The organism is Pedobacter sp. UBA5917, assembly GCF_002432345.1.
In the GTDB taxonomy this organism is placed as follows: Bacteria; Bacteroidota; Bacteroidia; order Sphingobacteriales; family Sphingobacteriaceae; genus Pedobacter.
Map to the genome: position 1 here is coordinate 1 of NZ_DJDT01000248.1, position 11,733 is coordinate 11,733.

Annotated in this window: 16 protein-coding genes; 3 read left to right on the forward strand and 13 right to left on the reverse strand. The window is 38.8% G+C overall.

Annotation, left to right across the window (positions count from 1 at the left end; translation table 11 throughout):
• Both B2V92_RS16715 and B2V92_RS16720 read right to left on the reverse strand, forming a co-directional pair.
• Window positions 1-1,163, reverse strand: a 1,163-nt coding sequence (locus B2V92_RS16715; RefSeq protein ID WP_293310198.1) for a collagen-like triple helix repeat-containing protein, incomplete at its 3' end; no start/stop codon positions are given.
• A gap of 246 nt (window positions 1,164-1,409) precedes the next feature.
• Entirely contained in the window at window positions 1,410-2,753 is a 1,344-nt protein-coding gene (locus tag B2V92_RS16720) for a deoxyguanosinetriphosphate triphosphohydrolase (RefSeq protein ID WP_293310200.1), read from the reverse strand.
• A gap of 147 nt (window positions 2,754-2,900) precedes the next feature.
• On the opposite strand from B2V92_RS16720, the gene B2V92_RS16725 reads away from it, so the two are divergent.
• Together B2V92_RS16725 and B2V92_RS16730 are read left to right on the forward strand one after the other, a co-directional pair.
• Window positions 2,901-3,263: a hypothetical protein gene (locus B2V92_RS16725; protein ID WP_293310202.1), complete on the forward strand. Its 363-nt coding sequence runs from the start codon at window positions 2,901-2,903 to the stop codon at window positions 3,261-3,263.
• An 11-nt stretch (window positions 3,264-3,274) separates the two neighbouring features.
• Window positions 3,275-3,469, forward strand: a complete 195-nt coding sequence (locus tag B2V92_RS16730) for a YtxH domain-containing protein (RefSeq protein ID WP_293310204.1) — start codon at window positions 3,275-3,277, stop codon at window positions 3,467-3,469.
• Window positions 3,470-3,747: 278 nt separating this feature from the next.
• On the opposite strand, the gene B2V92_RS16735 is transcribed toward B2V92_RS16730, so the two are convergent.
• The 6 genes from B2V92_RS16735 to rpsL form a co-directional block, all read right to left on the reverse strand.
• Window positions 3,748-4,008 carry a hypothetical protein gene (locus B2V92_RS16735; protein ID WP_293310206.1) on the reverse strand — a complete coding sequence of 87 codons (261 nt, stop codon included), beginning with the start codon at window positions 4,006-4,008 and terminating at the stop codon, window positions 3,748-3,750.
• 227 nt (window positions 4,009-4,235) lie between these two features.
• On the reverse strand, window positions 4,236-4,496 hold the full coding sequence (locus B2V92_RS16740) for a hypothetical protein (protein WP_293310208.1): 261 nt from the start codon (window positions 4,494-4,496) through the stop codon (window positions 4,236-4,238).
• Between the two features lie 81 nt (window positions 4,497-4,577).
• A complete protein-coding gene (rpsJ, locus tag B2V92_RS16745; protein ID WP_008244591.1) occupies window positions 4,578-4,883 on the reverse strand; it encodes a 30S ribosomal protein S10 in 306 nt (101 codons plus the stop codon).
• Window positions 4,884-5,021: 138 nt separating this feature from the next.
• The gene (gene fusA, locus B2V92_RS16750; protein WP_293310210.1) at window positions 5,022-7,136 is read right to left on the reverse strand and encodes an elongation factor G; all 2,115 of its coding nucleotides are present in this window, start codon (window positions 7,134-7,136) and stop codon (window positions 5,022-5,024) included.
• Between the two features lie 128 nt (window positions 7,137-7,264).
• The gene (gene rpsG, locus B2V92_RS16755; RefSeq protein ID WP_183767976.1) at window positions 7,265-7,732 is read right to left on the reverse strand and encodes a 30S ribosomal protein S7; all 468 of its coding nucleotides are present in this window, start codon (window positions 7,730-7,732) and stop codon (window positions 7,265-7,267) included.
• 17 nt (window positions 7,733-7,749) lie between these two features.
• On the reverse strand, window positions 7,750-8,163 hold the full coding sequence (gene rpsL, locus B2V92_RS16760) for a 30S ribosomal protein S12 (protein ID WP_008244597.1): 414 nt from the start codon (window positions 8,161-8,163) through the stop codon (window positions 7,750-7,752).
• A gap of 384 nt (window positions 8,164-8,547) precedes the next feature.
• Here rpsL and B2V92_RS16765 point away from each other — a divergent pair, with 384 nt between their 5' ends.
• Window positions 8,548-9,096 carry a rhodanese-like domain-containing protein gene (locus B2V92_RS16765; RefSeq protein ID WP_293310240.1) on the forward strand — a complete coding sequence of 183 codons (549 nt, stop codon included), beginning with the start codon at window positions 8,548-8,550 and terminating at the stop codon, window positions 9,094-9,096.
• 111 nt (window positions 9,097-9,207) lie between these two features.
• On the opposite strand, the gene B2V92_RS16770 is transcribed toward B2V92_RS16765, so the two are convergent.
• From B2V92_RS16770 to B2V92_RS16790, 5 genes are all read right to left on the reverse strand, one after another.
• Entirely contained in the window at window positions 9,208-9,567 is a 360-nt protein-coding gene (locus B2V92_RS16770) for a helix-turn-helix domain-containing protein (RefSeq protein WP_293310242.1), read from the reverse strand.
• Window positions 9,551-9,862 (reverse strand): type II toxin-antitoxin system HigB family toxin, encoded by a 312-nt coding sequence (locus B2V92_RS16775; protein ID WP_293310244.1) that lies wholly within the window; start codon window positions 9,860-9,862, stop codon window positions 9,551-9,553. The genes B2V92_RS16770 and B2V92_RS16775 overlap by 17 nt, the downstream gene beginning before the upstream one ends.
• A 55-nt stretch (window positions 9,863-9,917) precedes the next feature.
• Complete coding sequence (locus B2V92_RS16780; RefSeq protein ID WP_293310246.1) at window positions 9,918-10,376, reverse strand: hypothetical protein; 459 nt, start codon at window positions 10,374-10,376, stop codon at window positions 9,918-9,920.
• A 106-nt stretch (window positions 10,377-10,482) separates the two neighbouring features.
• Window positions 10,483-11,487: a discoidin domain-containing protein gene (locus tag B2V92_RS16785; RefSeq protein ID WP_293310248.1), complete on the reverse strand. Its 1,005-nt coding sequence runs from the start codon at window positions 11,485-11,487 to the stop codon at window positions 10,483-10,485.
• Between the two features lie 31 nt (window positions 11,488-11,518).
• On the reverse strand, window positions 11,519-11,733 hold a 215-nt coding region (locus B2V92_RS16790; RefSeq protein WP_293310250.1), incomplete at its 5' end, for a RagB/SusD family nutrient uptake outer membrane protein.

Sequence of the window (11,733 nt, forward strand, 5' to 3'; positions counted from 1 at the left end):
TGAAGCGTATTTACAGCAGCATCGTCGATATTAACATTTTTGATCTCTTTATTTCCTATTTTGATCGAGGTTACTGCGCCATCCGCCAGTTTTGCCGTAGTTACCGATTTATCTACCAGTTGAAGTGTATTTATAGCAGAATCTGCAATATTGATATTTTTCACCTCTTTATTTCCGATTTTAATTGAGGTTACTGCTCCATCGGCCAGTTTTGCCGTGGTTACCGATTTATCTACCAGCTGAAGCGTATTTACAGCAGCATCGTCGATATTAATATTCTTAACCTCTTTATTACCAATTTTGATTGAAGTTACCGCTGCATCGATCAGCTTTGGAGTAGTAATCGCACCATCAGCCAATTTAACAGTACTTACCGCACCTGCGTTAATATCAACCACCAAATCTTTTAACAATGCGGTTGCTCCATTGGCACTGATACTTAAATCAGTTGAAGTTAGTGCTTTTGCCCCTGATAGCTGATTAACATCCAAAGTAACCGGTTTCCATGTTGTTCCATCAAATAAAAGCACTTGATTATTTGTAGGAGCGGTTGCATTTAATGTTTTTCCTTGTAAACTGGCTATAGTAGGATTTGGATAATTTCCAGTTAAATCGCCACCTGCGGTTCCGGTAGATGGTCCGGCAGGGCCAACATCGCCCTTATCTCCTTTGTCGCCCTTTGGTCCCTGAACACCAGTTGCACCTGCAACACCCGCAGGCCCCTGTATACCTGTATCTCCTTTTGGGCCAATTGGTCCGTTGGCTGAGTACAATGCATAAGGAACGCTCAACAATTGTGCTGTTCCGGCTAAATTAAAATTATTCCCATTTTCAGGATCGATCTCAACCTTTACAAATTTTAATCCGCTTGCCCATGTAACTGCCGCTATACTACCACTAACCGAACTGGCCCCGGCAGAGCCGATAGCAACCGCATATAGTCCCAAAGTATTGGTGGTAACATTTCTTACTTCCGAATACTGAGCATTACCTGTCGATGATGCATCCAGAATACTGATCCGCAAGGCAATGTTTTTATTGGCCAAAGGCGAACCATTGGCATTTCTGGCTGCGCCCTGGTAGTTAAATTGTTGTGGCGCCTGTGCTTTAACAGCAAATGCCAGGCTCATACCTAGTATTACAAGGAGTAAAAGTTTTTTCATAGGGAGGGATGAGATCTAAACGTTAAGCCTTAAAAAGTAAAGAGCCGAACGATCAAATCTAATAATTAGTACATCCTCCGGAAGCTCCTTTACACGAAAGCCTATTTACTAATACTCACAAATAGACAAAACATTGTACATCAAGCGAATACACAAAACTATATTTCATAATTTTACACAAACACCCAATTTCAGCACAATTAGCACTAAAATAGCGAAAGAAAAAGTAGCTATAGCATTACTGAGCTATGTTTCTGAAGGGAAAGAAATGCCCTTTATATTACGGTACAGATCAACCGCATACAGATCGGTCATACCTGATACAAAATCGAGCACACTCTGAATAATAGAATAAATATCGGTTAAATCGGTATGGTATTGCTTAGGGATCAGTTTAACAAGTTTCTTATAATAGTGCGTATTATTATGGATTAATGCGGGTACAAACTCTTCAAGCAAACCGGCCATAATTTTATAACCGGCAACTTCCTTTTGTATTACCGACGAGAAATTGTAAATCCGTTCTACAGAGATCTTTTCTACCGCCCTCCAGGCCGAAATATAAGGCTCAGGCAGCATATCGGTTAAACTTTGGTTAAGCTCTCCTTTTAACAGTTTTTCCTGTTCTTCGTAAAATATTCTGGCACATTGGTTGGTTAACGTATTAATTGCTTTTGCCCTTAACAGGCCAATTTTAGCATCGTCGTCTTCATAATCGTTTTTCAAACGGTCTTCGATGGTGGTTGAGTTGGCAAATGGCAATAAATAATTCTTTACTTCTTCGTAAGATAAAATCTTTAAGCGGTGCGCATCTTCCAGGTCGATAATGCTGTAACAGATATCATCGGCTGCCTCAACCAGGTATACCAAAGGATGGCGTTTATAAACCAGGTGTTCGTTCTCTTCCTGCGCTAAATGAAGTTCGGTGGCGATTTTTTTAAAGGTTTCTTCCTCGGATTGGAAAAAACCATATTTCTTGCGGTGCAAAAGTCCCTTCTGTTTACCGGCTATTGATGCACAGGGATATTTTGCGATAGATGCCAGGGTAGAATAGGTTAAAGCATAAGCATCATTCCCTTTTCCCTTTAGCGGGTGGGTAAGTATCCTGATTGCATTGGCATTTCCTTCAAAATTGATCAGATCGTGCCATTGCGATTCGTTCATCTCTTTTTGATAAACACGGCCATCGCCATCGGTAAAGTACCTCGAAATGGCTGCCTCACCCGAATGGCCGAATGCAGGATTTCCCAAATCGTGCGCCAGTGCCGCCGCTGCTACAATGTTGCCTACTTCATTGATCAAAGGAACTTCTTTAATCAGTTCGGGCTGGTGTACACTTACACTGTTCAAAAAAATATTGGCCATCGAGCGTGCCACACTCGCAACTTCCAAACTATGCGTTAAACGATTATGTACAAAAACACTGCCCGGCAGCGGGAAAACCTGTGTTTTATTCTGCAATCTTCTAAAAGGGGATGAAAAAATCAAACGGTCGTAATCACGCTGAAAATCAGAACGTGCCCGATCGGTGCTGGCACCATATTGTTCCTGTCCGTACCGTTTATTCGAAAGTAAATATTTCCACTCCATTTATACCCTTAAGCCTTTAAAATTTGGCGCAAGTTAAACAAAACAGGAAAATGGTAAAGCATAAACTTTAAGGTAATTTTTATAACCAACAATTGGTTGGTGCAAACTATTTATCGCTCAATCTGTTTTAATAACAAAAGCAATCTTATGAAAACGAGCATCTATAACAAAGCAGAACATAGCGAAGGTTATGTAGGACCGGATAAACACGAGGATGAAAAATCGGATGTACAAAAAGCTTTCGAAGCAGGCAATAATGTGAATGAGGTTACTGCTTATGGAAAAGAGCCAAGTGAACTGATTAAAGGTAACCCTGAAGCAAAAGACGGCCTGGATAACTCGGGCACACAGGGCAAGGATTCGCTTAGTGATGATGCTTACAACAGTACCGACAAACACCCAACAATTAAAAGTGCCGAAAGTCATACCGGAAGTTCATCTGAAGATTTTAAAAACAATACCGGTATTAACGAAACAGACGAAGACCGGGCCTTAAACACCGGAATATAAACTATTAAGTTATGGGATTATTAAAATATGCCATTTTAGGCGCAGCAGCAGTTTATGGTTTTAAATATGCTACCAAAAAGAGGTCTACAGATGGGAAATCGCTAGTAGATGATTTAAAAGAGAAAGCCCCAGGCTATCTGGAGAAAGTTAAAAATTACGGGGAAAGGGTAAGACAGGACTATTCGCAGACCAGCGAATTGTACTGACAGTAAAAACAACCAACAAAGACATTTTTTCTTGATTAATATCAAATCAATTATCACGCTGTTAATTGCATAATGACTTTAAATGGTTGAAATTTGCGCCCGCTCTAGGATTCGCGGCATTATTAACTAAAAATCAGAGACTAAAACGATTTAAAACATTAGCTGTTTGATTAACGCATTTCAGTTGTAGAATCCTAAATAATTTCCATCTACCGGAAAATGCATCATTGTTATCAGGGAATTATTCTATATGGATATTTCCCTTTTAACATGCCCAGCTAGAGGTCTTGACCTTTAATCCCCTTATCTGCTTCTTTATTGCGGTTGCCAATATCTTCATTCTGACTCAAATTGGCATTCTTCAAACCTTCGTTGATGTTATGGTCTGCAGATTCTGTTTTTGCCAGGTGCGCCTCATCAGGCTGATCTTTTCGTTTAAAGTCATTACGCTTGTGCCCATAAGTTGCTTCGCCATTATCCCAGTCTATATCCTGATCGGCACTGATCTGCGGATCTGTTTTTTTATTCTCCTCATTCATTTCCATAACGTATTAATTTCCAGACATTATTATCTTAATAACAATAGATAATGCGAAAAAGTTTAGATAAGGATGATATTAACAAAAACCAGAAAAATATTAAGTAATTACTATTAACACCCCACAAAAAAATAGGGCGTCATCTCGACTGCAGCGCAGCGAAATGGAGAAATCTATCTCGAGGCAGATTTCTCGACTCCGCTCGAAATGACGGTGATTTAAGAATACTACTCCACCCCTTTCTCCTGGTTAATTTTGGTATCGCTATCCACATCTTCTTTGCTGGATCCATTCTCTTCGCGGTGTTCGGGTGGATTCTCCATCCTACTTTCTTCGAGTTCGGAAAAATCGCCGTTTTTTTGGTTGGCTACTTCTCCGTGTGATGATGGTTTATTTTTTGCCGCATCTTTTGGATCGGCAAAATCTTGTCCTTCGATAGGCAGTTCTTCTTTTTTCTTCTCATTGCTCATGTGAGTTAAACCGATCATCTCAGTTTTTGTTTGAAATATCGGGGCATAAAAAAAGGCCGGGGTTTGCACCTCGACCTTTTTTGTTCTTTTTAAAATCAATTAAACTTTGATTTCAACTTCAACACCGCTAGGTAATTCAAGTTTCATTAAAGCATCAACTGTTTTAGAGTTAGAGCTATAAATATCCAATAAACGTTTGTAAGCGCATAATTGGAACTGCTCTCTAGCTTTTTTGTTTACGTGTGGAGAACGTAATACAGTAAAGATTTTTTTCTCTGTAGGAAGTGGAATCGGACCACTTACAACTGCACCCGTAGGTTTAACAGTTTTTACGATTTTCTCAGCAGATTTATCTACCAAGTTGTAATCGTAAGATTTTAATTTAATTCTGATTCTTTGGCTCATCTTTTATTTTAATTATGGTTTCTTGTTAGAGCTATTAACAACAGAAACCGGATTTATTTTTTAACAAGGTGGAGGGTTTAGGGTGTAAGGCTTAGGGTTAAAAACCTTTTGCCTTACGCCTTTTACCTTATACCTTAATTAGTCTTCAGATTTTACTCTGCCTTTTGATTTAGCAACTACTTCGTCCTGTACGTTTTTAGGTGCTGGCTCATAGTGATCAAATTCCATTGTAGAAGTTGCACGACCTGAAGTGATGGTACGTAACTGGGTTACATAACCGAACATTTCTGAAAGTGGAACCAATGCTTTGATTACCTGAGAACCATTACGGGTATCCATACCTTGTAACTGACCACGACGACGGTTCATATCACCGATAACATCACCCATGTTTTCTTCAGGGGTTAAGATTTCGATTTTCATGATAGGCTCCATCAAAGCAGGTCTACATTTAGGTAAAGCCTCACGATATGCCATACGGGCAGCAAGCTCGAATGATAAAGCATCTGAATCGACCGCGTGGAATGAACCATCGATCAAACGTACTTTCATATCAGGAAGTGGGTAACCAGCTAATACACCGTTCGCCATTGCAGAAGCAAATCCTTTCTCAACCGAAGGGATAAATTCACGAGGAATTGAACCACCTACAATTTCGTTTACGAACTGTAAACCACCTTTTTCAAAGTCTGCATCAATTGGAGAGATAACAACTTTAATATCAGCAAATTTACCACGACCACCTGATTGTTTTTTGTAAACTTCGCGGTGTTCTGTTGTACCGAAGATAGCCTCTTTGTATGCTACTTGCGGCGCACCTTGGTTAACCTCTACTTTAAACTCACGTTTTAAACGGTCGATCAAGATATCTAGGTGAAGCTCACCCATACCAGAGATAACTGTTTGACCAGTTTCCTGATCTGTTTGAACCCTGAATGTAGGATCTTCTTCAGCCAGTTTAGATAAGCCCATACCCAATTTATCAACGTCAGCCTGAGTTTTAGGCTCAATAGCTAAACCGATAACCGGCTCAGGGAATACCATCGATTCAAGAACGATAGGGTTTTTCTCATCACAAAGTGTATCACCTGTTTTGATATCTTTAAATCCAACTACCGCAGCAATATCACCAGCAGCCACATTAGGAACCGGGTTTTGTTTGTTTGCGTGCATTTGGAAGATACGAGAAATACGCTCTTTACTTTCTGAACGGGTATTGTAAACGTAAGAACCAGCTTCTAAGTTACCTGAGTAAACACGGATAAAGCATAAACGGCCTACGAATGGATCGGTTGCAATTTTAAATGCTAAAGCTGCAAACGGCTCTTCGATACTTGGTTTTAATAAAACTTCTTCGTTAGTATCAGGGTTAGTACCTACAACACCTTCTGAATCCAAAGGTGAAGGCAATAACTCCATTACATAATCTAACATGGTTTGAACACCTTTGTTTTTGAAAGATGAACCGCAAACCATAGGTACGATTTTAGCATCTAAAACAGCTGCACGTAAAGCGTCTAAAACTTCACGCTCCGTGATGGTTTCAGGAGCTTCGAAGAATTTCTCCATTAGAGACTCATCATAATCAGCAACTGATTCTAATAATTTCTCTCTCCACTCAGCAACCTCGTCAATCATATCATCAGGAATTGGCACTTCGGTAAAGGTCATACCTTTATCGTGCTCGTTCCAAACGATACCACGGTTGTTGATCAAATCAACCACACCTTTAAACTGGTCTTCAGCACCGATAGGTAATTGCAATGGAACTGCATTACTACCCAACATATCTTTAACCTGTTTAACAACTTTTAAGAAATCTGCACCTGAACGGTCCATTTTGTTCACGAAACCGATACGGGCAACGTTATAGTTATTAGCTAAACGCCAGTTGGTTTCTGATTGAGGCTCAACACCATCAACAGCAGAGAACAAGAATACTAAACCATCCAATACACGTAACGAGCGGTTTACCTCTACGGTAAAATCCACGTGTCCCGGTGTATCGATAATGTTCATATGATAGTTCTGGTTTCTGTATTTCCAGTTAACTGTAGTTGCAGCAGAAGTAATGGTAATACCACGCTCTTGCTCTTGTGCCATCCAGTCCATTGTTGCAGCACCTTCGTGCACCTCACCAATTTTATGACTTACACCAGCATAATAAAGAATACGCTCAGTTGTTGTAGTTTTACCTGCATCAATGTGAGCCGCGATTCCAATATTTCTTGTAAATTTTAAATCTCTTGCCATGTTATGTTTTTGATTTCTGATTTTAAATGATTGCACCGATTATGTAAAAACAAATCGGTGCAATTTATCTAATCAGTATAATCTTCTAATTAAATCTGTGTAATCTTACTAATCTGTTAATCCTATTACTAGAATCTGAAGTGAGAGAACGCTTTGTTAGCCTCAGCCATTTTATGCGTATCTTCTTTCTTTTTAACAGCAGCGCCTTCACCTTTAGCGGCAGCTACGATTTCACCAGCTAATTTCTCTTTCATCGTTTTTTCACCACGACGACGGGCATATAAAATTAACCATTTCATACCTAAAGCTGTTTTACGCTCTGGTCTAACCTCGGTTGGAACCTGGAAGTTAGCACCACCAACACGACGAGATTTAACCTCTACAGCTGGCATAATGTTAGTTAATGCGCGTTTAAATACCTCTAAACCGTTTTCACCTGCTTTTTTCTCAGCAATTTCAACAGCATCGTAAAAAATAGCATAAGCGATAGATTTTTTTCCATCGTACATCATGTTATTTACAAAACGGGTTACCTGAACATCATTGAACTTTGGATCAGGAAGAATAATTCTCTTTTTTGGTTTTGACTTTCTCATTTCTTATTTCCTCCCGATTATTTCTTTTTACCTTTAGTTGGCGCCGCAGCTACTTGACCTGGTTTAGGACGTTTAGTACCATATTTAGAACGACGTTGGTTACGACCAGCTACACCTGATGTATCTAATGCACCACGGATGATGTGGTAACGTACACCTGGTAAATCTTTAACACGACCACCACGGATCAATACGATAGAGTGTTCCTGTAAGTTGTGACCTTCTCCAGGAATGTAAGCATTCACCTCTTTACCGTTCGTTAAACGAACACGGGCTACTTTACGCATTGCTGAGTTTGGTTTTTTAGGGGTAGTGGTGTACACACGTGTACATACACCTCTTCGCTGTGGACAGCTGTCCAACGCTGGAGACTTACTCTTGAACTCCAGTGCTACTCTACCTTTTCTAACTAATTGTTGAATGGTTGGCATTGTGCTTTTTTATGTTTTTTATTTAAAAAATTTACCGCTCCCCCGGCATCTTTACAGATAGCCCATAAAACGGACTGCAAAAGTAGAACAATTCTTTTTAAAAATCAAGGGGTTAGCGTAAAAAGTTTGGAGGCAGGAGTTTTTAGTTTGGAGTTGGGAATTAAGGGGTTATAAATGAGTTGGCAAGTGATAGTTTACAGTTGGCAGCTTTTAATTTGCTTATTCTGTAACAAAATCTTGAATTCATCTCACTTTTTATCGTGAATACTATCTTTTTACAACATCTGAATCATCCAAACATGTACAGAGATTATAGAAAATACCCTATCTTTAATAAGATATTTTGAAATGATTTAAATAACCTAAACAATTAACGCTCGAAACATGAAATCCAAAATCCTCACCATTATCCTTTTGGGTATTGCACATTTATGTAATGCGCAACAGATTCCAAACTTAAAACCCAATATAGATTTTTATGCCTATGAAAAACTCATCCCAAAAGTTAAGGCCCATCGGAAAAAAAGACTTGTAAACCTGCCAACATTTTTAGAAATGGCACAGGAAAAGGGCATTGTTATTTTAGATACACGCTCTGATAGTTTATATAAGCGGAAACATATTAAAGGAGCTGTACACTTAAACTTTTCTGATTTTACCCAGCAAAATCTTTTAAAGGTTATTCCAAATGCCGAAACCAGGATACTGATTTATTGCAATAACAATTTTAGTGATGATTTATTAAATTTTGCCAGCAAAACAGTTATCCCGGGTTTAATAGGTAAGTTGATAGATCCAATATCTTTGGCATTAAACATTCCTACTTATATCAATCTATATGGATATGGGTACCGGAATGTTTACGAACTATCTGAACTGGTAAGTACTCGTGATAAAAGAATAACTTTTGAGGGAACAGATGTTAAAAGATAACTTTAGTTTATCTGTTCGCGTTTTTAGCTTGATTTTACTATAGTTAAGAGTTCACTTTTTTTATCATTATTGGCTATATCGGGTATTAAAACTTAATTACAATCCTTAAAATTAATAAGCACCGATGAGGCTCTCTGCCGGAATATTAAGTACTTCATGAAGTTTACGTATCATACTAAGGCTTAATTTGCGCTTGCCACTCAATATTTCCGATTGACGGCTCCGTGCACCCAGAATTTTAGAAAGTTCGCTTGAGTTTTTGCCTAATTGCTCTAACCTGAACTTAATTGCTTCTACAGGCGATGGGGGTAAAATTGGGTAATGGCTTTCCTCGTAATGTTCTATCAACAGTGTAATTAAATCAAGTTCGTCGGCAAGCTTTGTACCTAATTCAATATCTTTCTGCATCAGCGAGTAGGCTTTTTCTAAAGCCAGCTCATATTCCTCTTCAGTTTTAATTACTTTTAACATATTTAACCTCCTCAACTTTAATTTTATCATATTCTGCGTGTGTACCAACCCATACAATAAAAACGATCTTCAATTTAAACTCAACATCTACCACTAACCTGTAATGATTACCTTTAATGTTAAAAACGAATCGCTTTCCTGTTATTACATCGGCAGTTGCATAAAATTGAACAATATCCCCTGGTTTGTCCCAGTTTTGTTCCAACACTTCACCATACCAAGCTGATAATGCTGCTTTTGCAACAGCATGTTTTTGATAAAAATTAACCAGTGTCTTTTTTGCGATAATGCGCATAAATAAATTTACTGCAAATATATTACCAAAATGGTAACAAAACAAATTAATTATCTCAATTACAATCCTTAAAACTATCTTTAAGTACTTTTAATCTGGCTACCGCAGCCTCAAGTTCTTTAGGGGCTTTGCCATATTCGTAGGTAATTTTATATTGCTTGCCATCTGCATTGATCGAAATCCATTCTGCGCCGCCATCGGCACAATCGGGGCAACCGATTACTTCGGGCAGGCTTGAAATCTTACTGATGTTGAGTTCGTTTTTAATGGCATCTACATCTGCTTCCGAAATGCTTTTGCTACAGGTTTTGGTTTCTGTAGGCTGTGCATTCTTCGATTTTGAAAAGGTAAGTTTTAAGTTAGTGATTACCAAACTGCTGGAGCAATAGCCCACACACATACCAAAAGATGAGCCATAGCTAATGTTGTTCAGATTTTTAATGCTGTCTTTTTTACAGCCCGAAAGCGATGTAATTAGGACTGAAATAAGAATGAGCTGTAAAATTTTCTTCATAGATAAGGAACAAAAGGCTATTCAAAGATATTATTTATCAGTTATATTGAAAGCCATAAACAAAGAAAGCGACCAATGACGGTCGCTTGCTCTGAATTATTATCATTTACAATTTAACATATCCTTCAAAATTAGCCAGGCATGGATAACTTGTACCTTCGAGCAGGGTAATTTTTACATAACGAATCGGAGCGGTTGGCGAAACTGGAAACTTCTGTTCATTAACAGTAGTTGGATTAAAATTTCGGTCATCACCCAATTGAGTAAAGTTAACACCATCCACACTTCCCGAAATAGAAAATTTGCTAAAGCCCTGTTTTGGGTCGGTGTGGGCATTAAGGCCGATATAAGAAAGTAAACTTGCTTTTTTCATATCAACAATAATCCAATGTGGGTATGGATGAAGTACATCATAATCAGCCTGCCAAAATGAAGGGACAGTTGGTGCAGTAGGACTTTTGGCCGAAATTACATCTACTACATAAGCCGCTAAATTGGTTTCATCACCAGGATAATTCACTTCGCTCGAAGCGGTAGCGGTCCACCCTGTTTTGCTGAGTGCAATATCGGTAATCGGTTTTCTTTCCTGAAGGCCGGTAACACTAAACTCAGCTAAAAAAGTAATATTGCCCGTTTGCGTTGCTGCTTTTTCTAAGGCAGTTAATTTAAGGTAGCGCAAATTTCTGGCAGGTGACAAGGTAAATGCCTGTTCAGTGTAAACAGCAGGGTTGAATACCAACTCTCCTATTATCGAAAAATTAGTGCCATCATTACTTCCTTCCAGTCTAAATTTGGTAAATCCTTTCGGATCGCCCTGCTTTGCTGTTAAACCGATTTTTGTAACCACCGTCTGTTTTTTCATGTCGATTAATAACCAATGTGGAAATTGGGCTGTAGTATTCGAGCTCCAGAAAGTATTGGTATTGCCATCTAAAACGGTTCCCGGCAGGTTCGTTGTTTCCTGACTTGAAGCTGTTGCGCTCCAACCCGAGCGGTCTAACACAACTTCTTCTAAATTAGAAGAAAGGGCAGCACTTTTATCCTTTTTGCATGAATTTAATACCAGGCCTCCTAAAAGAAGGCAAACAACATATATTTTTATATTTTTCATTTCTTTTAATATTTGGTTCAACCATGCGGGGCTAAGGATTCTGCGTTAGGTTTTTGTTATTATCTATTTCGTACTGTGGAACATAAAAAATAACACGTGCATCGGTTGGTAAAATAGTTTGCGTAATATTGGTATTAGGGGTATTGTTTAAGGCGTGCGTACCGGGGTAATTTCTAACCATCGACCTGTTGTTCCTGAACAAATCGTAGGCGCGCTGTCCTTCAAAAGCAAATTCGAGTCTACGCT